Genomic DNA, 20,018 nt, shown 5'->3' on the forward strand with positions numbered 1-20,018 from the left:
AACCGGGGGCGACTGCAATATCAATCGATTCAACAAGGAGAGAGTGTTCATGAAACTCACCAAACTGACTGCCTTGGCTGCAACCACCGCGCTGTGCGCGCCGATGGCCTTTGCGGAAGACATGGCCAACGAAATGACCATCGTTTCCTGGGGCGGCGCCTATTCCAAGTCGCAGCTGAAGGCCTATCACGAGCCCTATTCGGCCAATACCGGTGTTACCATTCTCAACGATGACAGCTCTGCCGAAGCGGTGGCCAAGCTGCGCGCAATGAACGAAGCCGGCAACGTGACCTGGGATGTGGTTGACGTGGTTGCAGCAGATGCCATGCGTCTGTGCGACGAAGGCCTTGCCATGGAAATCGACGCCGACACTATGCTGGCAGCGGCGCCTGACGGCACCCCGGCCTCCGAAGACTTCGGCGAACTGCTGGTCTCCGAATGCTTCATTCCGCAGATCGTCTACTCGACCACATTCGGCTACCGTACAGATTTGGTTGGCGACACGCCTCCGACTTCGGTCTGCGCAATCTTTGATACCGAAGCCTATCCTGGCAAGCGGTCGCTCGAAAAGCGCCCGATCAACAATATGGAATGGGCGCTGCTCTGCGACGGCGTTGCCAAGGAAGACGTCTATGACGTTCTGGAAACGCCTGAAGGCCAGGACCAGGCGCTGGCAAAGCTCGACACCATCAAGGACAACGTGATCTGGTGGTCGGCCGGTGCTGACACCCCGCAGCTGCTGGCGGACGGCGAAGTTGTGATGGGCTCCACCTACAACGGCCGCCTGTTCTCGGTGATCGAAGAACAGAACCAGCCGGTTGCCATGCTGTGGGACGCGCAGGTGTTCGATCTGGACGGCTGGATCATTCCGGCAGGGCTGAGCCCCGAACGCCAGGCCCGCGCGCTTGACTACATCATGTTCGCAACCGACACCCAGCGTCTGGCGGACCAGGCCAAATACATCTCCTATGGTCCGGCCCGCGCGTCCTCTGCACCGCTGGTTGGCCAGCACGCGGATCTGGGCATCGACATGGCGCCGCACATGCCGACCGACCCGAACAACGCGCAGAACACCTTCCTCTACAACTACGAGTTCTGGGCCGATTACCGCGATGACATCGACGCCAAATTCCAGGCGTGGCTGGCGAAGTAATCTGTACGGCTGAAAACCGGAAGGGGCCGTACGGCCCCTTCCTCCGGCATTTGCCTGATCAATTGACCGGAATAATAAGACCAACGGGGAAGATATGACCGATACCACCGCCACCGGCGGGCCAGTACTTGCAGCGGACGGCACGCCGCTCAAGAAAAGCCTCGCCCGGGCCCTCCGCCTCCAGAAAATGCGCGCGCTTGCCTTGATTGCGCCGCTGCTGATCTTCGTATTGGTGTCCTTCATCATCCCGATTGGCACGATGCTGTCGCGCTCTGTTGACAATGACATTGTGGCTGACACGCTGCCGCTGACCGTTGCGGCGCTGCAGGCCTGGGATGCCGACAGCGGCCAGCTGCCGGAAGAGCCGGTCTATGCGGCCTTTGTGACCGACATGGTGGCGGCGATAAAAGCCAAGCAGCACACCAGGCTGGGCACCCGGCTGAACTATGAACAGACCGGCATGTCGTCGATGTTCCGCAAATCCGGCCGCAAAATCAGGCGTTTGGACCCCGCGGCAGACGCGCCGTTCAAGGAAACGCTGATTGATATCGACAGAAAATTCGGCGAGCTGGAAACCTGGCGGGTGCTGAAAACCCACTCGGTGCGGGTCACCAACGGGTATTTCCTGAATGCCATTGATATGCAGCGCACCCCGGAGGGGGCACAAGCGCAGCCCGAAAGCAAGCAAATCCTGATCACGCTGTTCCAGCGCACCCTGTTCATGTCGCTGGTGATCACTGCATCCTGCATTATCCTCGGCTATCCGGTGGCCTGGATCCTGGCCAACCTGCCGGCGCGCACTGCCAACATCCTGATGATTCTGGTGCTGCTGCCCTTCTGGACATCGCTGCTGGTGCGGACGTCGGCCTGGAAGGTGATGCTGCAGCAGCAAGGGGTGATTAACGAAGTGCTGGTCTGGGTCGGTCTGGTCGCCGATGACGCCCGGCTGGTGATGATCAACAACCAGTTCGGCACCATTGTGGCAATGACCCACATCCTGCTGCCGTTCATGATCCTGCCGATGTATTCAGTGATGCAGACCATCAAGCCGACCTATGTGCGCGCTGCCAAATCCATGGGCGCCACTGACTGGACCGCCTTCTGGCGCATATACTTCCCGCTGTCCGTGCCGGGCATCGGTGCCGGCTCGATCCTCGTCTTCATCCTGGCGATCGGCTACTACATCACGCCGGAAATCGTCGGCGGCACCAAGGGTGTCTTCATCTCGAACCGGATTGCCTACCACATTTCCAGCTCGCTGAACTGGGGGCTGGCGGCGGCGCTGGGCACCATTCTGCTGGCGGTCGTCCTGATCCTTTACTGGGCCTATGACAAGATTGTGGGCATCGACAACGTGAAACTGGGGTAATCATCATGGCGGCACTGACTCCTATCTCCCGAAAGCCGATGTCGATGGTTATGCCCGTGACGGCAGCGGCTGGCGGCTTTTTCGGCCTCTTTATTGGCACTGCCAACGGCTCCGGCGCTCTCGGAGTGCTGCTGGGGGCGGCAATCGTCGCCGGACTGGCAGCTTTCTTTATCTTCGTCCTGAAAAACGAGCCGCTTGCGAAGTGGATCACAATTGCCGGCATGACAGTGATCGGCTTCCTGCTCGGCGGAATCGCCCTGGCGATTGTCGGCGCCCTGGCCGGCTGGTTCTATCACTGGTTCATCTACTGGCTGTATGAGGGGCGCTACCGCGCCCGGCTGCTGCCCTATCTCACCCCAAGGCAGGTGCTATGGCACTATGGCTTCCGGGTGATCTGCGGTGCCATCTTCGTGTTCCTGATCACTCCGATCCTGGTGGTGATGCCGCTCAGCTTCAATGCTCAGGACTTCTTCACTTTCACGCCGGAAATGCTGCGGCTGGACCCGGAAGGCTACTCGCTGAAGCATTACCAGGACTTCTTCAACAACAATGAATGGCAGCGTTCCTTCAAGAACTCGCTGATTATCGCGCCGATTGCCACAGTCATCTCGGTCAGCCTCGGCACCCTGGCGGCCATTGGCCTCAGCCAAAGCCACGTGCCGTTCCGCCGCGCCATCATGGCTATTCTGATCTCGCCGATGATCGTGCCGCTGATCATTTCGGCCACCGGCATGTTCTTCTTCTACTCCGACATCGGCAACTGGTTGGAAAGCGCGCTTGGCCTGAACAAGTCCTTTGTCGGTTATGTGAAAGTTGTCCTGGCGCACGCCGTACTTGGCATTCCGTTTGTGATCATCACGGTGACCGCGACATTGGTGGGTTTTGACAACTCGCTGACCCGCGCCGCCGCCAATATGGGGGCAGGCCCGGTCACCACCTTCTTCCGGGTGCAGATGCCGCTGATCCTGCCCGGCGTGATCTCCGGCGGCTTGTTTGCCTTCATCACCTCCTTCGACGAAGTCGTCGTGGTGCTGTTTGTCGGCTCGGCCGGCCAGAAAACCCTGCCGTGGCAGATGTTCACTGGCCTGCGCGAGCAGATCTCGCCCACCATCCTGGCAGTGGCGACGATCCTCGTGGCGATCTCCATCATGCTGCTGGCCACAGTGGAAATGCTGCGCCGCCGCTCCGAGCGCCTGCGCGGCATGTCGCCAACCTGACCGCACCCGTATCCTCCACAACAGCAAAGGCCCCGCATTGCGGGGCCTTTCCCTTGTTCATCTGGCTGAAAATATCCCGGGGGTGAATTGGCCAAAGGCCAAGAGGGGGCAGCGCCCCCCTTCCTGCTACCGCAGCCGTTCCAGCAGCTGCGGCGAGGCATAGCCGTCCGGTGTCAGCCCGTTTGCCACCTGATAGGCCCGCACCGCGCCGATGGTCTTCGGCCCGATCTTGCCGTCTATGCCGTCGGTGTCGAACCCGGCACGGGTCAGCCGTTCCTGCATTTCTTCCCGCTCCGACAGCTTCAGGGCCCGGTCGCCGCGCGGCCAGCCGCCTTGGATTTCTGCGCCGCCGCCGATCCGGTCGGCCAGATGCCCGACCCCGATCACATAGGCATCCGCAGTGTTGTAGCGCTCCAGCACCGCAAAGTTCTGGAAAATCATGAAGACCGCCCCTTGATGGCCCGCAGGCAGCAGGATGGATGCAGCCCCATGATCACCAACCGCGCGCCCGTCCAGCCCTTTGATGCCAAGCGCTGCCCATTCCGCGGGCTGCTTTTCGATCTCCCGGTCTGCCAGGCTGTAGTCAAACCCCTCGGGCAGAACCACTTCCACCCCCCAGGGCTGGCCCTTCACCCAGCCGAATTGTTTCAGATAGGCGGCGGTCGAGGCCAGCGCATCGGCCGGGTTGTCCGACCAGATATCGCGCTTACCGTCGCCGGTGAAATCCACCGCGTAATCCAGATAGGACGTCGGGATGAACTGCGTATGCCCCATGGCGCCGGCCCAGCTGCCGGTCATCTTGCGCGCGGCCACATCGCCTGCCTGCAGGATCTTCAGCGCCGCCAGCAGCTGGCCTTCAAAGAAGGCGCCGCGGCGGCTGTCAAAGGCCAGCGTTGCCAGCGAGCGGATCACATTCATCTTGCCGCGGAAGGCGCCGTAACTGCTTTCCAGCCCCCAGATCGCCACCACGATCTCCTTTTCGACGCCGTATTGCGCCTCGATCTGGTTCAGCCGTGCCTGCTGTGCACGCATCGCCGCCTTGCCGTTCTTCACCCGCAAGGCTGAGGCGGCACTGTCCAGGTAATCCCAGATCGTCTTGGTGAACTCCGACTGGTTGCGGTCGCGCCGGATCACCTCGGGGTCATAGCGGACCCCGTCAAAAGCGCTGTCCAGAACCGGGGCAGTGATCCCCTGCGCCAGCGCCCGGTCGCGGAACCCGGTGACCCAGCCGTCAAAATTCAACTCTGCTGCCGCAGGTTCCGGCTTTGCCGCCAAGGGGGCTGCGGGCCGTGCCACCGGCCTCAACGCGCCTGCCGCGGCCAGCTGATAGCTCTCATCCCGCACCTCCTGTACCGCTGCATCCGGCCGCTGCGCCGGCCGCAAAGAACTGACCGGCGACTTGTTCGGTGCGGCCTCTGCCGCCATTGCTCCGCCTGCCATCAGCGAGGCCGCAATCCATTTGCGCATGATGCACCTCTTTATCCACTGCTCCGCTCCAGTCTACCCGCGGCAGGGCCCGGGTAAAGAGCGGGATTTGGTCATGTGCAAAGGCCCGCCTGCCGGCATCGGGGTCAGGACCCTAGGGTCTGTGCTCCTGCCGCAGCCGCTCCAGCGCATCCCGCAGCATCGGCACCCGGTGCGGACGGAAACTCTGGCCGGTCAATTCCAGTCCCCGCATCCGGTCCAGCCGGAACATCCGCAGATCGTCGCGCAAGCCGCACCAGGCCAGCAGCACGGTGGAGCGGTCGAAATAGACCACGCTCAGGGGTTTCACCTGCCGCTCGGTCACCGCACCATGGCCGTCGGTGTAACCAAAGCGCACCTCGACCTCGTCCCAGGCGGCCTGCCGCAGTTTCTGCGCCGAAATCGCCGGCGGGATGGGCCGGTCAAAGCGGTAGGGCGCCAGCACCGCATGGCGCAGCCTGTGGGCCTGCCGCTGCGGCAGCCGCGCCTGCAGCTTGCGCAGGGCTTCCGATGCCGCGGTGGCCAGTTCCGGATCACCGATCTGCTCCACCTCCCGCAGGCCCAGCACCAGCGCCTCCAGTTCGGTATCGCGAAACCCCATCGGCGGCAGCGCGTTGTCCTCTATCAGGGTGAACCCATAGCCCGCTTCGCCATCGATCACCGCCCCCATCTCCCGCAGGGTGGCGATATCACGGTGGATGCTGCGGGGTGACACACACAGCTCCTCCCCCAGCCGCGCCGCAGTATGCGGGCCGGGGCCAAGCCGCAAGGCTTGCATCAGCTGGAACAGGCGAAGGGTGCGGGACATGGCCTATTCTCTCTACGCCTGATGACAGTTTTTGTCACCATGCGGATCTAGGGTTCCGCCAACCCGAATGAACAGGATACCCTCATGCTTACCCTTCTGACTTTTCCAAACAACGGCCCCGTCTTCAGTCTCAGCCCCTTCTGCGTAAAAGCGGCTCTATTACTGGCCTTTTCTGGCCAAAACTGGGCGCGCGAGGACCTGAATGATCCCCGCAAGATGCCGCACCGCAAGCTGCCGGTGCTGCGCACGCCCGGCGGGCTGGTGCCCGACAGCAGCGCCATCCGCGCCTGGCTGGAGCAGCGTGGCACCGACTTTGATCCCGGGCTGGGCTCCCGCGACCGGGCGCAGGCGCAGATGCTGATCCGCATGGCCGAAGACACGCTCTATTTCCACGTGGTGTGCGACCGCTGGGACAATGACGCCGTCTGGCCCGCGATCCGCGACAGCTACTTCCATGAAATCCCGGCCCTGATCCGCGGCCCTGTGACCCGCTCCATTCGAAAATCCGTGCAAAATGGCCTGATGTTCCAGGGCACCACCCGGTTCAGCGCGGCAGAACGCAACGAACGTCTGGACCAGGACCTGCGCGCCATTGCAGCTCTGCTGAAGGGGCAGGACTTCCTGTTTGGCGCAAAAATTTCCAGCGCTGATTTCAGCGTCGCCTCAATGCTGCAAGCCATGGGCACCACACCTGTTCGAACCGCGCTGGTGAACCGCATTCTGGACGACGGCGTGCTTCAGCCCTACGTTGACCGTGTGTTCGAAACGGTGCCTCTGCCATGATCCCGCCCTTTGCCAGCGCACAGATCGAAGCTGCATTTGACCTGCCGGACCCGCAGGCCCGCGAGGGGTTGCTGGCCCTGCGCAGGCTGATCTTCGAAACGGCGGCCGGGACTCCCGAGGCCGGAAGGATCGAAGAAGCGCTGCGGTGGGGCCAGCCTGCTTACCTCACACCGGAGCGCAAAACAGGCTCTACATTGCGGCTTGGCGTGCCCAAGGGCGCGCGTTTTGCGCTGTTTGTGCATTGTCAAAGCCGGCTGATCCCGGAGTTCGCCGCCGCCTTTCCGGCATGGGACCGGTTCGAGGGCACCCGGGCAGTGCTGTTCAACACCCCGGCGGAGATCGAACCGATCCGCCACGGATGGCTGATCAAACGGGCGCTGACCTACCGCATCCGCCCGCCGCTGGAAGCGTCAGCCTGAGGAAAACCAAGGCCTGTCCCCGCGGGGACAGGCGCTTACTTCCGCCGGTTGCGCTCTACTTTGCGCTTTACCTTGGCGGCCTTGTGCTTGGACTTGGCGGCCTTGCGTTTGACGGTTCGTCCCGCCGGGCTGCGCCGTCCCCGCTGACCGCCGCCGGAGGGCAGCGGCGCGTCTTCCAGCGCCAGCAGCTCAAGCTCCAGCCCGCCGGTCACGGCTGCCGCCTGTACCAGCCGCACGGTCACCCGCTGGCCGATGGAGAGGGTCATGCCGGTGTCCGACCCGGTCAGCGTCCCCGCCTGCGCATCAAAATGGAAGAACTCCCGCCCGATCGAGCGCACCGGCACCAGCCCGTCAGCGCCGGTTTCGTCCAGTTTCACGAAGGCGCCAAAGCGGGCAATACCGCTGATCCGGCCTTCGAACTCATTGCCGACCCGTTCGCTGAGGTACGATGCCAGGTAGCGGTCCGTGGTGTCCCGCTCGGCAATCATCGAGCGCCGTTCGGTATCGGAGATATGGGTGGCGGTGTCCTCCAGCCGTTCGATCTGATCGGCGTCCAGCCCGTCGTCGCCCCAGCCATGCGAGGTGACCAGCGAGCGGTGCACGATGAGGTCGGCATAGCGGCGGATCGGTGAAGTGAAATGCGCGTAGTTGCGCAGCGCCAGGCCGAAGTGGCCAAAGTTCTCGGGATTGTAATAGGCCTGCTGCATCGACCGCAGGGTCGAAATGTTGATCAGCTCCGCATCATCGGTTCCGGCCGCCTGGTTCAGCAGCGAATTCAGATGCCGGGTCTGCAGCACCTGGCCCTTGGCGAGGTTCAGCCCGGCAGCATTGGCCGTCTCGCGCAGCGCTTCCAGCTTCTCCTGTGCCGGTTCCTCATGGACCCGGAACAGCAGCGGCGAGCGTTTTTTGATCAGCTCTTCAGCGGCGGCGACATTGGCGAGGATCATGAACTCCTCGATCAGCTTGTGCGCATCCAGCCGGTCGCGGAAGGCGACGGAGGTCACGTTGCCATCGTCATCCAGCACGATCTTGCGCTCCGGCAGGTCCAAATCCAGCGGCTCGCGCACGGCGCGTGCCTTTGTTAGAGCCTCATATGCCGCATAAAGCGGCTTGATCACATCGTCGAGGAACGGTGCGGTTTTTTCGTTCGGACTGCCGTCCTGCGCCTCCTGCACCTCTGCGTAATGCAGCGAGGCGGCAGAGCGCATCAGCCCGCGCACGAACTTGTGGCTGAGCTTGTTGCCCTCGGCATCCACCTGCATCCGCACCGCGATACAGGCGCGCGGCACGCCTTCGTGCAAGCTGCACAAGTCGCCCGACAGCCGGTCCGGCAGCATCGGCACCACCCGGTCCGGGAAATAGCTGGAATTGCCGCGTTTACGGGCCTCGCGGTCCAGGGCAGAGCCAGGGCGCACATAGGCGGCCACATCGGCAATTGCCACCCAGATCACATGCCCGCCGGGGTTCTTGGGGTCGTCGTCGGCATGGGCGTAGCAGGCGTCGTCATGGTCGCGGGCGTCGGCCGGGTCGATGGTGACCAGCGGCAGCTCACGCAGGTCGTGACGCCCTTTCAGGCCCATCGGCTTGGCGGCGTCCGCCTCGGCCATCACCTTGTCGGGGAAGTGATCGGGGATCCCATGCTGGTGGATCGCAATCAGCGAAACCGCCTTGGGTGCAGTGGGGTCGCCCAGCCGTTCGGCGATGCGGGCACGGGGCAGGCCCATGCGGCCCTTGGGGCCGGCCTGTTCTGCCTCGACCAACTCGCCGTCTTTGGCGCCGTTCACCCCATCGGGCAGCACCATCCATTCGTTGGACGAAGCCTTGTCGATCGGAACAACCCGCCCGCCCTCGGAGCCCGCGCGGAAGATGCCCAGCACCCGTTTCGGGTTGCTGCCGATGCGGCGGATCAGACGGGCCTCGTAGTTGTGGTCCTGATCCGGGACCATCTGCAGCTTGGCCAGCACCTTGTCACCCTGGCCCAGAGCCGGGTCGGAGGCCTTGGGCAGGATCAGGATAACCGGCTCCACGCCCTCGCCGTGCCATTCCAGCGGCCGGCCATAGAGATCGCCATCCGCATCCGGCGCCTTCACCTCCAGCACCGTAACGGGGGGCAACTGGTCCGGGTCGCGGTAGGTCTTCTTGCGTTTCTGCAAGTGGCCCTCCGCCTCCAGCTCCTTGAGGATGCGTTTGAGGTCGATCCGGTCGGCGCCCTTGATGCCAAAGGCCCTGGCAATGTCGCGCTTGGAGGTATGGGTCGGGTTGGCGGAGATCCAGTCGAGGATTTCGGCCTTGGAGGGAATACGGCTCATATGTCCCGCGTAACACGGCGCGGGGGCGGCGTCATGGTGAAAAGCGCTTGGGTCAGCGGCAGGGCAGGTCGGCGGCAGTGTCGACGTCACGCAGAGTATCGGTCAGCGCGATGCGGTATCCGGGCAGGGTTTGCAGCGTGTCGGCCAGCGCATGTTCGGTGGACCAGCGGGTATTTTCGAACAGGGTGCGGGGCAGGCGGGAGGGGTGTTTTGCCCCCACCAGCCAATAGCCGCCGTCATCCGCAGGGCCGAAAACCGCGTCGTGATTGCCAAGCGCTGCAAAGGCGCGGTTGATGTGGGCGCGGGTGATGCCGGGGATGTCGGCGCCGATCAGGCAGACGGGGCCAGGCGGGGATTGCAGCATCCGTTTCATCCGAACACCCAGGTCGCCGTTGCCTTGCGGCAGGCGCGGCAGTGCGGCAGGCCAAACCTTGGAGGTCACCGCCGTGTCCGGCGCTACCGCCAGCACGATCTGCCAGCGCGGATCTTGCAGGCGCCGGATCAGCCGGGCGGATTGATGGCGGAACCACCAGGTGGCCGGGATCACGCCGATGCCCTTGCCCAGCCGGGTCTTGACCCGTCCCGGACGGGGTTCCTTGACCATGATGACCAGGGTGCGTTTCACGTGAAATCACGCACCATGTCGCGGTGATCGATACCGGCATCGTCATAGATCGGGCCGAATGCAGTGAAGCCGAGTTTCTCATAGAATCCAATAGCGTGGATCTGGGCGCCGAGCACGGCCCTGGCAATGCCTGGCCGCTGTTTGGCAGTCTCAACCGCGGCTTCGATCAGCTTGGCGCCAAGGCCGGTGCCGCGAGCGGGTTGCAGCACGCAGACGCGGCCGATCTTGGCGCTGCCGTCCTTGAAGGCTATCCGCGCGGTGCCCACCGGCACACCGTCCTGAACCGCCAGCAGATGGGTGGCGGAGGCGTCCAGCGCGTCCTGTTCCTCCTCCACCGGCACGGCTTGCTCCACCACAAACACCTGGTGGCGCAGGGCAAAGCAGGTCTCAAGGTCGTCCGTGACGCTGATGCTCAGGCTCATGCGAAGTAATCCCGCAGGATCCGGGAGTAGATGGATTTCAGCTGGTGGATCTGGGCCACCTCGACCCGCTCGTCCACCTGATGCATGGTCTTGCCAACCAGGCCGAACTCAACCACCGGGCAGTGGTGCTTCACAAACCGGGCATCCGAGGTGCCGCCAGTGGTGGACAGCTCCGGCGCCCTGCCGGTTTCCGCTGCCACCGCCGCCGAGACCAGTTCCGACAGCGCACCGGGCGGGGTGATGAAGCTTTCTCCGGACACTTTGACCTTCATGCCGATCTCAACGCCGAACTCTGCTGTCACCTTGTCCGCCTCGTCCTGCAGCCAATCGGTCAGGCTGGCGCCGCTGTGGGAATCGTTGAAACGGATGTTGACGGCCGAGGTCGCCTGCGCCGGGATCACATTGGTGGCGGTATTGCCGGTGTCGATGGTGACCACGGCCAGGGTGGAGGCATCGAAATGCGCCGTGCCCTGGTCCAGTTCATGGCTGGCCAAACGGTCCATCAGCCGTGCCATCGCGTTCAGCGGGTTGTTGGCGCGGTGCGGATAGGCAGAGTGGCCCTGCACGCCAGTCACCGTGAACCAGGCGGTGAGCGAGCCGCGGCGGCCGATCTTGATCATCTCGCCCATCTCGTTGGGGCAGGTGGGCTCACCCACCAGGCAGACCGACATTTGCTCGCCCTCGCGCTGCATATAGTCCAGCAGCGCGGTGGTGCCGTCGACGGCAGGGCCTTCCTCGTCGCCAGTGATGGTGAGGATGATGGCGCCGTCCGGGGGCGTGTCCTTCACGAAATCCACAGCGGCGGCGGCAAAAGCGGCCACCCCCGACTTCATGTCAGTGGCGCCGCGGCCGTACATGAAGCCGTCTTTCTCCTCAGCACCGAAGGGCGGCATGGTCCAGGCGGCCTCATCCCCCAGCGGCACCACATCGGTGTGGCCGTTGAAGCCGAAAGTCCTGGCGTGGCCCTTGGCGCCCCAGCGGGCAAACAGGTTGGAAACCTCGCCGCGGTCGGTGCGGGTGCAGTCAAAGCCCGCCTCGTTCAGGAGCTTCTCCAGCAGCACCAGCGCGCCGCCGTCCTCGGGCGTTACCGAAGGGCAGCGGATCAGGTCGGCAGTCAGGCGGGCGGGATCGGTCTGCGGCATGGGGTGGCTCCTGGAATTCCGGTCCGCAATGGCTAGCGCGGAATGGCCCGGGGCGCAATTCACCGCTGCGCCAGGCTGCAACCGTAAATGTGGCGCAAAAGCAGCGGTTTTGCAGCGGAATTCGGGCGCGGCTGACTCGCTGGTGCGGACCATGTTAAGACATCGTTAATAAATGACCCGAGGCAGGGCATCCAAACGAGCATAACAGGCCGCAAAAAGGCCGACCGGAACCAGGCAGCGCAACGCCGCTGCCCTTCTGTGATCCAGCAGCGGGCACCAAGCCTGCGCGCCTCGTTTGTCCGGCCTCTGACAGGCAAGGGGTGGGCAGATCATGGCAACAGGCGCCGAGCTTAACTATCAGACAAACGCCTCTGCGGTGCAGATGGCGCAGACTATTTTTGGCGACGGGGCCACCGTTACCGCCGCTTCCTATTCGGGCTGGAGCCAGTCCTCGGCGATCTATTCAGGCGGCGACGCGCTGGCACCTGGCGCTACCCCCGGCGACTCAGGCGTGATCCTGTCGACCGGGCGGGCCAGCCATTTCACCCGCTCCAGCGGCGATCCCAACCGCTCCACCCAGACCTCGACCAACACACCGGGCGAAAGCAACAATGCGGATTTCAATGCCGCGGCGGGCACCAATACCTTTGACGCTTCCTATCTGGATGTGAGTTTTGTTCCGGATTCGGATGTGATGACGATGCAGTTCGTCTTTTCCTCCGAGGAGTTTCCGGAATTCCAGAACTCGGTCTATCAGGACGTGGTGGCGGTCTGGGTCAACGGCGAGCAGGTGCTGATGGAGGTCGGCAACGGCCAGGCCAACCCCAGCAACATCAGTTCTTCGATCAACGAGAACCTCTACCTCGACAACGCGGGTGACGATTTCAACACCGAGATGGACGGTCTCACCATCACCATGACCCTGACGATGCACGTCAACCCGGGCGAGGTGAACGATATCCGCATCGGCATCGCGGATGTGAGCGACAGCAGCTATGACAGTAACCTGCTGATTGCCGCCGACTCGGTGCAGACCGATCTGGTGGCGATGACCGACAATGTCTTTGTGGCGCCGGACAGCAGCAAGACCATCGACGTGCTGGCCAATGATGTGAACAACTCGGGCGGCACCCTGTCGATTACCCATATCAATGGCACCGCGGTGACGGCCGGGTCCGTAGTGACGCTGAACACCGGCCAGGAGGTACAGCTGAACGCCGACGGCACGCTGACCCTGGTCGGCGACGGCGATGTCGAGGATTTCAATTTCACCTATGAGGTGACCAACGGGGTCAACTCCGATGTCGGTTTCGTCAACGCCAGCTCCATTCCCTGTTTTGTGGCGGGCACAAGGATCCGCACGCCTTATGGCGAGGTTCCGGTGGAGGAGCTGATGCCGGGCGACCTGGTGGAAACCCGCGACGATGGCGCCCAGCCGCTGTGCTGGAGCGGCGGCCGGGCGGTGGCGGCAGAGGAGGACTTTGCCCCGATCCGCATCGCCGCCGGCGCTTTTGGCGACCATGGCGAACTGCTGGTTTCGCCGCAGCACCGGGTGCTGGTGCGCGGTGCCCATGCCGAGCTGTTCTTTGGCGAGGAAGAGGTGCTGGTGGCAGCCAAGGATCTGGTCAACGGCCGCAGCGTTGCCCGCTGTCCGGGCGGCGAGGTGACCTATGTGCATCTGATGTTCGACCGCCACCACGTGATCTATTCCGAAGGGCTGGCAACCGAAAGCTTCCTGCCCGGCCCGCGGATCCTCACCCTGTTCGAGCGGCCGGTGGCGGAGGAGATCTGCACCCTGTTTCCGGAACTCGATCCGGAAACCGGTGCCGGCTACAGCCCGTCGGCGCGGCCGTCGCTGAAAGGATTTGAAGGCCAGCTGCTTGCCGCGGTCGAGGCGGCCTGACGCATGCCCTGGTTCGCGGTTTCCGGGGGCGGGCGCAATTGGTGCGACCCGCAGGCGCTGCTGGCGGCGGGGCTGCCGGACGGCGATGCGCTGCTGGTGCGCGGCTCGCTGATGCTGGAATTCCACCTGCCGGAAAGCGCCCGTCCGGAACCGCTGCTGCTGTATTCCCAGGGCGGCGACTGGCCGCTGCGGCTGTCGCTGCAGGCGGTGCCCGGCGGCGGTCTGAGCTTTGTGCTGCAGCAGGGCGGCGCGGTGCTGCACCGGACCCTGAACCCGACCGCCTTGGGCCGCACCGGCGGGCTGCGGCTGATCTATGCCTGGGATGCGCCGGCCCGCCGCGGGCGGCTGACGCTGGAACGGCTCGACGGCAGCCAGATGCAGGTTGCCGCGCTGGCAGCGCCGAAACCCTGGCGGCTGCGTGATTTGCAGGCGCTGACCGGGCCGCTTGGCTATGTGGCGCCGCCGGTGAACTATCTGGCCCTGTCCAGCAGCCTGGAGCCCGCGGGCCCGGTTCCGGCGCTGCTGCCGCCCACCCCTATTGCCACGCCCGATGGCTACCGGCCGCTGGGCAGCCTGCAGCGGGGCGATCTGGTGCTGGACAGCAACGGCGAGGCAGTGCCGGTGCTGCAGGTGGTGGAACGCCAGGTGCCGGCGCTGGGCGCCTTTGCGCCGGTGCGGCTCAGGGCGCCTTACTTCGGGCTGCAGCAGGATATCCACGTGGCACCGTTCCAGCGGCTGGTTCTGTCCGGCTCCGAGGTCGAATACCTGTTCGGCCAGCCTGCGGTTCTGGTGCCGGCCGAAACCCTTCTTGGCACCGGCACCGCCTTGCCGGGCAAGGCAGAGGCGCCGCTGATCACCTACCGGCAGGCGGTGCTGCCGGACCATGAGCCGCTGCTGGCGGCCGGCGCCATGACCGAGAGCCTGTACCTGGGCCGCCTGCGCCGAGATCCCGAGCGGCTGGCGGCCAGCCAGCTGGCGCCGCTCGGCGCCGCTGCACTGCCCGAGCACCGGCAGCCGAAATTCCCGGTGCTGCGGGCCTTTGATGCCGCGGTGTTGGCCGAACGGCGGACTGCCTGACACAGTCTGCCTGCTTTTCCGTCAAGGCGCTTGCGTGAAAAAGCCGGACCGCCTAAGGAATTTCAAACCGTCCCCGAGGCCTGCCGCTGAGCGTTTCCTTGCTGTACTTCCGCCTGATCACTGCCGCCCTGCTGATGCTTTGGGGCCAATTGCTTTCTGCGCAGGTGCTGACGGTCAACACCGTCACCCGCCCGCCGTTCTCGATGGCCGAGGAGGGCCGCGATACCGGCTTCTCGCTGGAACTGCTGAAGATCCTGGCGGAACGGCTGGACTGGGAGTATCAGGTCAACCGGGTATCCGGCTTTGCGGAGATGCTGGACGGCGTGCGCAGCGGCGAGGCGGATCTGGCGGCGGCCAATATCTCCATCACCGCCTCGCGCGAAGTGGTGATGGACTTCAGCCATCCGATCTTCGAAAGCGGGTTGCAGATCATGGTGCAGGCGGATGAGGTGCGCCAGCCGTCGCTGATCCGTGCGCTGCTGTCCTGGGATCTGGCAGCGGCGATCGGTATCGCCTTTTTGCTGCTGTTCGGCGGCGGCATGCTGATGTGGGTGTTCGAGCGCCGAGCCCAGCCCTATTTCGACCGGCCTTTGAACGAGGCCTGGTTCCCCTCCTTCTGGTGGGCGCTGAACCTGGTGGTGAATGGCGGGTTCGAGGAGCGGGTGCCGCGTACCCCGGTGGGGCGCATGTTCGGCGTGGTGCTGGTGGTGTCGTCGCTGTTCATCGTCTCGGTCTTTGTCGCCAAGATCACCGCGGTAATGACGGTGGAGGCGATCAGCGGCTCGGTGAACTCGGTCAACGACCTTTACGGGAAATCCGTGGGTACCATTGAGGGTTCAACCGCCGCGGGCTTTTTGACCCGGCGCGAAATCGACTTTACCGCCTATACCGGGCTGCAGGACATGCTGGCAGCATTCGAAAGCGGCAGCGTGACGGCAGTGGTCTTTGATGCGCCGGTGCTGAATTTCTACGTCCAGCAAGGCGGCCACCAATACGGCCACACCATCGGCCAGCCCTTCCTGCGTGAAAATTACGGGCTGGTATTCCCGGCCGGCTCGCCGCTGGTGGAGGATGTGAACCAGGCACTCCTGGCGATGCAGGAGGACGGCAGCTACGACGCCCTCTACCGCAAATGGTTCGGCAGTCAGAACTGACGCCGGCGGTTAGTGGAACACCGGCTCCTCGCCGTCAAAGAACGGGGTCATCTGCGCGACGATCACCGCGTTTTCCTCCAGCGCCCGCTGCATCAGCGCGCGTTCCTCGTCGCCGATCTCGTGACCCTCGGCCTCGCGCTCTTCCAGGGTGCCATAGCCGGTCACATCCAGCGGCGCGGTATCGGCCTGCTTGAGGATCGCCACGGTTTCGCGCACCGCCTCGGCCTCGTCCACGCCGGAGGCATAGATCATCAGCGCCGCACCGGTGGCGCCGTCGGGCAGCCCGTCCCCGTCCTTGCGGCCGATCTGGACAAGCAGGGTATAGACTTGCTGGCGGGAGGGTTTCTTCTTTTCCATGCCGCCGCCATAGCGCCGGGGCAGGGGGATGGTCAATCCATTTGCTGCGGGCGGCTCTTGCGGCGGTTAAGGTTTCAATATTATGTCTAGGCTTATTCTTTGTCTCAAGAGGACACACCGATGCGCTTCTCCGCTCACACTGCCCCTCCGGTGCCGTGGAAAAACGGTGGCGGCGAGACCCGCGAGCTGGCCACGCAAGAGGAAGACGGTCAGTTGATCTGGCGCATCAGCCTTGCAGACATAGGGCGGAGCGGTCCGTTCTCCGCCTTTCCCGGCCTGTCCCGCATCCATTGCATCGTTGAGGGAGCAGGTCACGTTCTTTCCAGCGCGGGATCCCGCCTGGAGGCGCGCCCGCTGGAGCCGCTGGCGTTTGACGGCGGCATGGAGCTGGACTGCCGCCTGCGCGCCGGAGCCTGCAAGGCCTTCAACGTGATCTATGATCCAGAGCTTGTGTCAGCAGAGATCAAGGTTCTGAGCGAGGGGCAGGTGACCGGCACTGCAGGCAGCCAAGCCTTCTTTGTTGTATCAGGCACGTTGGAATTCAGTGAAAAAGACCGGTTCGGCCCCGGAGAAGGGCTCGCAACGGAAGCCGCCGCCAGCGGCGAGGTTGCCAAAGGCGGCGCTGTCATTCACGTGCGGTTTCAGCCTGTTTAGAGACTGTTCAGCAGCTCTTTGATCGCGCTCCGGTAACCCGCAACCACGCTGTCGCGGGCGATGTGGCGGCCCTGCTGCACCACATGGCGCCCTGCGCTCCAGACGTCGGTCACGGTGTCGCCGCCAGCGGCAAAGCACAGCCCGTCCAGCAACTGTTCCGGCTTCAGCGCACAAAGGGCCGGCACGCTGCTGTCAATCGCCACCAGATCTGCCAGTGCACCTTCCTCGATCCGCCCGGCATCGCGTCCCAAAGCCTGCGCGCCGCCTTTTGCTGCGCCCATATACAGGGTCTCGCCAACCGAGCCCTCACCCGGCACCAGCACGTTCCGCGCCAGGTCGCGCAGGCGCTGGGAGTATTCCAGTGTGCGCAGCTCCTCAGGCAGCGAAATCCGCACGTTAGAGTCTGATCCAACGCCGAAAACACCCGCATGCGCCAGGTATTCCACCCCGTTGAACGGCCCGTCGCCCAGGTTCGCTTCGGTGATCGGGCAGAGGCCCGCTACAGCGCCTGAGCGGGCCATGCCAATAGTCTCGGCGCTGGTCATATGGGTGGCGTGGATCAGGCACCATTTGCCGTCGACAGCGGCGTTGTCCAGCAGCCACTCCACCGGCCGCGCACCCAGCCAATCGCTGATATCGGCCACTTCCTTGGGCTGCTCGGAGATATGGATATGCACCGGCAGCCCGTTCTGAACCTGCAGCACCTCTGCCAGATCCTCAGGGCAGGTGGCGCGCAGTGAGTGCGGCGCAATGCCGACGCAGGCGTCCTGCGGCAGATCCCGCGCAGCAATCTCCCGGGCACGGGCGACCAGCTCGGAAAACTCCGCCACCGAGTTTCCAAACCGCTGCTGCCCCCCGTTCAGAGCCTGTTTTCCAGCCCCGCCGTACGTGTAAAGCACAGGCAAATGGGTGAGGCCGATGCCGGTCTGGCTGGCGGCTGCAAAGACCCGCTCGCTGAGTTCCGTCATCGAGTCGAAATGTGCACCGCCCGGCTGGTGGTGCACATAATGGAACTCCCCCGCCGAGGCATATCCGGCCTCCAGCATTTCCATGAACACCAACGCGGCAATCGCCTCGTATTGCTCCGGGGTGATGCGGTCCATGAAGCGGTACATCAGCTCACGCCAGGTCCAGAAGCTGTCCTTGCCGGCGGTGCGGTATTCAGTCATCCCGGCCATCGCGCGCTGGAAGCTGTGGGAGTGCAAATTGCCGAGTGACGGCAGCAACACATCCGCCCGTGCATCCCCGGCCTGCGGTTCGGCACCGCTTTCCAGCGACATGATCCGGCCATCTTTCACGGTCAGCCGGAGATTCTCGGCCCATCCTTCAGGCAGCCGGGCGCGCTGGGCAAATATTGTCTGCATTTGACCCTCTTATGTATAGATGTAATATCAATAGCGGCAGGTTTAATATCCGGCAAGAGTTTTGCAAAGGAGGGGCGCTGCCCCTCGGCCTTGCGGCCTCACCCCGGGATATTTTCGGGCCAGATGAATAAAGGATCCAGTCTTCATCTGGCTGGAAGTATCCTGGGGTTTGGGGCAAAGCCCCAATGAAAAAACGCGCCCGATTGGGGCGCGTTCCCTTGTTTCAATACTGCGGCGCGGATCAGTCGCGCAGCAGCTCGTTGATGCCGGTCTTGGAGCGGGTCTTTTCATCGACGCGCTTCACGATCACCGCGCAGTAGAGGCTGATGTTGTTCTTGGAGGGCATGGAACCGGCCACAACCACCGAGTAGGGCGGCACTTCGCCATACATCACTTCGCCGGTCTCGCGGTCGACGATCTTGGTCGACTTGCCGATGAACACGCCCATGCCCAGAACCGAGCCTTCGCGCACGATGCAGCCTTCGACCACTTCGGAACGGGCGCCGATGAAGCAGTTGTCCTCGATGATGGTGGGGCCGGCCTGCATCGGCTCCAGCACGCCGCCGATGCCGACGCCGCCGGACAGGTGCACGTTCTTGCCGATCTGGGCGCAGGAGCCGACGGTGGCCCAGGTGTCAACCATGGTGCCCTCATCGACATAAGCGCCGAGGTTCACGAAAGAGGGCATCAGAACCGCACCAGGGGCGATATAGGCGGATTTGCGGACCACGCAGTTCGGCACCGCGCGGAAACCCGCGGATTTCCAGTCAGTTTCGCCCCAGCCGTTGAACTTGCTGTCGACCTTGTCCCACCAGCCGCCGGCCTGCGGGCCGCCTTCGTGGATTTCCATGTCCTTGATGCGGAAGCCCAGGAGCACGGCCTTCTTGGCCCATTGGTTCACGTGCCAGTCGCCGCTGTCCAGCTTTTCGGCCACCCGCAGCGAACCGGAGTCCAGCGCGTTCAGGGTGTCTTCAATGGCTTCACGCTGTTCGCCGGTGGTGGCGGGGGTGATGGTGTCGCGCGCCTCCCAGGCGGCTTCGATTGCTGCTTCCAGCTGGGCGTTGGACATGGGTGTTCCTCCGGCATCGGTTAGATTCGGGGTTACATAGCGGCAATCTGCCTGCAGGTCATGTCCGGATTGCGTCCAAATTGCCGTCCCTGACGGCGTTTTGCCGGGTTGCGCCGCTTCAGCGCACCCGGCGCAGGTGGCGGCGCAGGATTTCGCAGGCTGCGGCAGGGTCGCGGCGCGCCATTGCCTGGACGATTGCGGCGTGGTCCGTATCAACCCGGCGGGTCCATTGATGCTGCCAGTTGGCAAACAGATGCCGGGCGGCTGCGATGTGCAGATCGTCGATTGAGGCCAAGAGCCGCGGCATCGCGCAGGGCGACAGGATCACGTGGTGGAAGGCGCGGTTGAGGCGCTCCCAGCTGGCCATGTCCTCGGCCGCATCGCAGGCGAGGCGGGCCTCTTCGGCGGCGGCGATATCCGCATCCGTCAGCCGGGCAAAGGCGTGGGTCAGGGCCAGCACCTCCAGCGCCACCCGCATCTCGATCACCTCGCGGATCTCGGAGGGGTCCAGGGCGCTGACGCGGGTGCCGCGGCGGGGTTCGGATTTGGCGAGCCCATGCGCCTCGAGCCGCAGCAGGGCCTCGCGCACCGGCACATGGCTGGCTTCGAATTCGCGCGCGATATGGTCCTGGCGCAGTTTTTCCCCGGCAGGCAGGCTGCCGGTGATGATGCGCTCGCTCAAAGAGCGGTAGATGGTATCGGCAATGGTTGCGGACATGTCTTGGCGAT

19 protein-coding genes are annotated in these 20,018 nt (G+C 64.0%); 9 read left to right on the plus strand and 10 right to left on the minus strand.

Annotated features, from left to right (window positions below; translation table 11 throughout):
* Window positions 1-49 precede the first annotated feature (49 nt).
* From ACXAEH_RS15500 to ACXAEH_RS15510, 3 genes are all read left to right on the plus strand, one after another.
* Window positions 50-1,153 carry an extracellular solute-binding protein gene (locus ACXAEH_RS15500; RefSeq protein ID WP_475034020.1) on the plus strand — a complete coding sequence of 368 codons (1,104 nt, stop codon included), beginning with the start codon at window positions 50-52 and terminating at the stop codon, window positions 1,151-1,153.
* A 94-nt stretch (window positions 1,154-1,247) separates the two neighbouring features.
* The gene (locus ACXAEH_RS15505; RefSeq protein WP_475034022.1) at window positions 1,248-2,522 is read left to right on the plus strand and encodes an ABC transporter permease; all 1,275 of its coding nucleotides are present in this window, start codon (window positions 1,248-1,250) and stop codon (window positions 2,520-2,522) included.
* A 5-nt stretch (window positions 2,523-2,527) separates the two neighbouring features.
* On the plus strand, window positions 2,528-3,739 hold the full coding sequence (locus tag ACXAEH_RS15510; protein WP_475034023.1) for an ABC transporter permease: 1,212 nt from the start codon (window positions 2,528-2,530) through the stop codon (window positions 3,737-3,739).
* A gap of 126 nt (window positions 3,740-3,865) precedes the next feature.
* Here ACXAEH_RS15510 and ACXAEH_RS15515 read toward each other — a convergent pair whose 3' ends face one another.
* Window positions 3,866-5,206 carry a lytic murein transglycosylase gene (locus ACXAEH_RS15515; protein ID WP_475034024.1) on the minus strand — a complete coding sequence of 447 codons (1,341 nt, stop codon included), beginning with the start codon at window positions 5,204-5,206 and terminating at the stop codon, window positions 3,866-3,868.
* Between the two features lie 112 nt (window positions 5,207-5,318).
* On the minus strand, window positions 5,319-6,011 hold the full coding sequence (locus tag ACXAEH_RS15520) for a helix-turn-helix transcriptional regulator (RefSeq protein WP_475034026.1): 693 nt from the start codon (window positions 6,009-6,011) through the stop codon (window positions 5,319-5,321).
* An 84-nt stretch (window positions 6,012-6,095) separates the two neighbouring features.
* Here ACXAEH_RS15520 and ACXAEH_RS15525 point away from each other — a divergent pair, with 84 nt between their 5' ends.
* Window positions 6,096-6,794, plus strand: coding sequence for a glutathione S-transferase family protein (locus tag ACXAEH_RS15525; RefSeq protein WP_475034027.1), 699 nt, complete (start codon window positions 6,096-6,098; stop codon window positions 6,792-6,794).
* Window positions 6,791-7,213 (plus strand): DUF1801 domain-containing protein, encoded by a 423-nt coding sequence (locus tag ACXAEH_RS15530; protein ID WP_475034029.1) that lies wholly within the window; start codon window positions 6,791-6,793, stop codon window positions 7,211-7,213. The genes ACXAEH_RS15525 and ACXAEH_RS15530 overlap by 4 nt, the downstream gene beginning before the upstream one ends.
* Before the next feature lie 35 nt (window positions 7,214-7,248).
* On the opposite strand, the gene rnr is transcribed toward ACXAEH_RS15530, so the two are convergent.
* The 4 genes from rnr to dapE are packed head-to-tail and all read right to left on the minus strand — an operon-like array spanning window position 7,249 to window position 11,711.
* Window positions 7,249-9,522, minus strand: coding sequence for a ribonuclease R (gene rnr, locus ACXAEH_RS15535; protein ID WP_475034030.1), 2,274 nt, complete (start codon window positions 9,520-9,522; stop codon window positions 7,249-7,251).
* Between the two features lie 52 nt (window positions 9,523-9,574).
* A complete protein-coding gene (locus ACXAEH_RS15540) occupies window positions 9,575-10,147 on the minus strand; it encodes a TIGR04282 family arsenosugar biosynthesis glycosyltransferase (protein ID WP_475034031.1) in 573 nt (190 codons plus the stop codon).
* Window positions 10,144-10,569 carry a GNAT family N-acetyltransferase gene (locus ACXAEH_RS15545; RefSeq protein WP_475034033.1) on the minus strand — a complete coding sequence of 142 codons (426 nt, stop codon included), beginning with the start codon at window positions 10,567-10,569 and terminating at the stop codon, window positions 10,144-10,146. Before ACXAEH_RS15545 ends, ACXAEH_RS15540 begins: the two co-directional genes overlap by 4 nt.
* Window positions 10,566-11,711 (minus strand): succinyl-diaminopimelate desuccinylase, encoded by a 1,146-nt coding sequence (gene dapE / locus ACXAEH_RS15550; protein WP_475034035.1) that lies wholly within the window; start codon window positions 11,709-11,711, stop codon window positions 10,566-10,568. Before dapE ends, ACXAEH_RS15545 begins: the two co-directional genes overlap by 4 nt.
* 331 nt (window positions 11,712-12,042) lie before the next feature.
* Between dapE and ACXAEH_RS15555 the strand changes: the two genes are divergently transcribed.
* The 3 genes from ACXAEH_RS15555 to ACXAEH_RS15565 all read left to right on the plus strand — a co-directional run bounded on the left by ACXAEH_RS15555 (window position 12,043) and on the right by ACXAEH_RS15565 (window position 15,845).
* On the plus strand, window positions 12,043-13,614 hold the full coding sequence (locus tag ACXAEH_RS15555) for a Hint domain-containing protein (protein ID WP_475034036.1): 1,572 nt from the start codon (window positions 12,043-12,045) through the stop codon (window positions 13,612-13,614).
* 3 nt (window positions 13,615-13,617) lie between these two features.
* Window positions 13,618-14,691 carry a Hint domain-containing protein gene (locus ACXAEH_RS15560; protein WP_475034038.1) on the plus strand — a complete coding sequence of 358 codons (1,074 nt, stop codon included), beginning with the start codon at window positions 13,618-13,620 and terminating at the stop codon, window positions 14,689-14,691.
* A gap of 134 nt (window positions 14,692-14,825) precedes the next feature.
* Window positions 14,826-15,845 (plus strand): transporter substrate-binding domain-containing protein, encoded by a 1,020-nt coding sequence (locus tag ACXAEH_RS15565; RefSeq protein ID WP_475035597.1) that lies wholly within the window; start codon window positions 14,826-14,828, stop codon window positions 15,843-15,845.
* Window positions 15,846-15,854: 9 nt separating this feature from the next.
* Here ACXAEH_RS15565 and ACXAEH_RS15570 read toward each other — a convergent pair whose 3' ends face one another.
* Window positions 15,855-16,202 (minus strand): hypothetical protein, encoded by a 348-nt coding sequence (locus tag ACXAEH_RS15570; protein ID WP_024092300.1) that lies wholly within the window; start codon window positions 16,200-16,202, stop codon window positions 15,855-15,857.
* A gap of 120 nt (window positions 16,203-16,322) precedes the next feature.
* On the opposite strand from ACXAEH_RS15570, the gene ACXAEH_RS15575 reads away from it, so the two are divergent.
* A complete protein-coding gene (locus ACXAEH_RS15575; protein ID WP_475034039.1) occupies window positions 16,323-16,856 on the plus strand; it encodes a HutD/Ves family protein in 534 nt (177 codons plus the stop codon).
* Here ACXAEH_RS15575 and ACXAEH_RS15580 read toward each other — a convergent pair.
* The 3 genes from ACXAEH_RS15580 to ACXAEH_RS15590 form a co-directional block, all read right to left on the minus strand.
* Complete coding sequence (locus tag ACXAEH_RS15580) at window positions 16,853-18,220, minus strand: formimidoylglutamate deiminase (protein WP_475034040.1); 1,368 nt, start codon at window positions 18,218-18,220, stop codon at window positions 16,853-16,855. The two genes, ACXAEH_RS15575 and ACXAEH_RS15580, sit on opposite strands and share 4 nt — an antisense overlap.
* A gap of 241 nt (window positions 18,221-18,461) precedes the next feature.
* Window positions 18,462-19,289 carry a 2,3,4,5-tetrahydropyridine-2,6-dicarboxylate N-succinyltransferase gene (dapD, locus tag ACXAEH_RS15585; RefSeq protein ID WP_475034042.1) on the minus strand — a complete coding sequence of 276 codons (828 nt, stop codon included), beginning with the start codon at window positions 19,287-19,289 and terminating at the stop codon, window positions 18,462-18,464.
* Window positions 19,290-19,407: 118 nt separating this feature from the next.
* Window positions 19,408-20,007, minus strand: a complete 600-nt coding sequence (locus tag ACXAEH_RS15590; protein WP_475034044.1) for a GntR family transcriptional regulator — start codon at window positions 20,005-20,007, stop codon at window positions 19,408-19,410.
* Window positions 20,008-20,018 lie beyond the last annotated feature (11 nt).

The organism is Leisingera sp. ABM4_060 (genome assembly GCF_056158765.1).

What these genes read in the sequence shown, in the direction of transcription:
- ACXAEH_RS15500 (WP_475034020.1), top strand. Translation starts at nt 50, where the DNA reads ATGAAACTCACCAAACTGACTGCCTTGGCTGCAACCACCGCGCTGTGC.
- ACXAEH_RS15505 (WP_475034022.1), top strand. Translation starts at nt 1,248, where the DNA reads ATGACCGATACCACCGCCACCGGCGGGCCAGTACTTGCAGCGGACGGC.
- ACXAEH_RS15510 (WP_475034023.1), top strand. Translation starts at nt 2,528, where the DNA reads ATGGCGGCACTGACTCCTATCTCCCGAAAGCCGATGTCGATGGTTATG.
- ACXAEH_RS15515 (WP_475034024.1), bottom strand. Translation starts at nt 5,206, where the DNA reads ATGCGCAAATGGATTGCGGCCTCGCTGATGGCAGGCGGAGCAATGGCG.
- ACXAEH_RS15520 (WP_475034026.1), bottom strand. Translation starts at nt 6,011, where the DNA reads ATGTCCCGCACCCTTCGCCTGTTCCAGCTGATGCAAGCCTTGCGGCTT.
- ACXAEH_RS15525 (WP_475034027.1), top strand. Translation starts at nt 6,096, where the DNA reads ATGCTTACCCTTCTGACTTTTCCAAACAACGGCCCCGTCTTCAGTCTC.
- ACXAEH_RS15530 (WP_475034029.1), top strand. Translation starts at nt 6,791, where the DNA reads ATGATCCCGCCCTTTGCCAGCGCACAGATCGAAGCTGCATTTGACCTG.
- rnr (WP_475034030.1), bottom strand. Translation starts at nt 9,522, where the DNA reads ATGAGCCGTATTCCCTCCAAGGCCGAAATCCTCGACTGGATCTCCGCC.
- ACXAEH_RS15545 (WP_475034033.1), bottom strand. Translation starts at nt 10,569, where the DNA reads ATGAGCCTGAGCATCAGCGTCACGGACGACCTTGAGACCTGCTTTGCC.
- dapE (WP_475034035.1), bottom strand. Translation starts at nt 11,711, where the DNA reads ATGCCGCAGACCGATCCCGCCCGCCTGACTGCCGACCTGATCCGCTGC.
- ACXAEH_RS15555 (WP_475034036.1), top strand. Translation starts at nt 12,043, where the DNA reads ATGGCAACAGGCGCCGAGCTTAACTATCAGACAAACGCCTCTGCGGTG.
- ACXAEH_RS15560 (WP_475034038.1), top strand. Translation starts at nt 13,618, where the DNA reads ATGCCCTGGTTCGCGGTTTCCGGGGGCGGGCGCAATTGGTGCGACCCG.
- ACXAEH_RS15565 (WP_475035597.1), top strand. Translation starts at nt 14,826, where the DNA reads ATGCTTTGGGGCCAATTGCTTTCTGCGCAGGTGCTGACGGTCAACACC.
- ACXAEH_RS15570 (WP_024092300.1), bottom strand. Translation starts at nt 16,202, where the DNA reads ATGGAAAAGAAGAAACCCTCCCGCCAGCAAGTCTATACCCTGCTTGTC.
- ACXAEH_RS15575 (WP_475034039.1), top strand. Translation starts at nt 16,323, where the DNA reads ATGCGCTTCTCCGCTCACACTGCCCCTCCGGTGCCGTGGAAAAACGGT.
- ACXAEH_RS15580 (WP_475034040.1), bottom strand. Translation starts at nt 18,220, where the DNA reads ATGCAGACAATATTTGCCCAGCGCGCCCGGCTGCCTGAAGGATGGGCC.
- dapD (WP_475034042.1), bottom strand. Translation starts at nt 19,289, where the DNA reads ATGTCCAACGCCCAGCTGGAAGCAGCAATCGAAGCCGCCTGGGAGGCG.
- ACXAEH_RS15590 (WP_475034044.1), bottom strand. Translation starts at nt 20,007, where the DNA reads ATGTCCGCAACCATTGCCGATACCATCTACCGCTCTTTGAGCGAGCGC.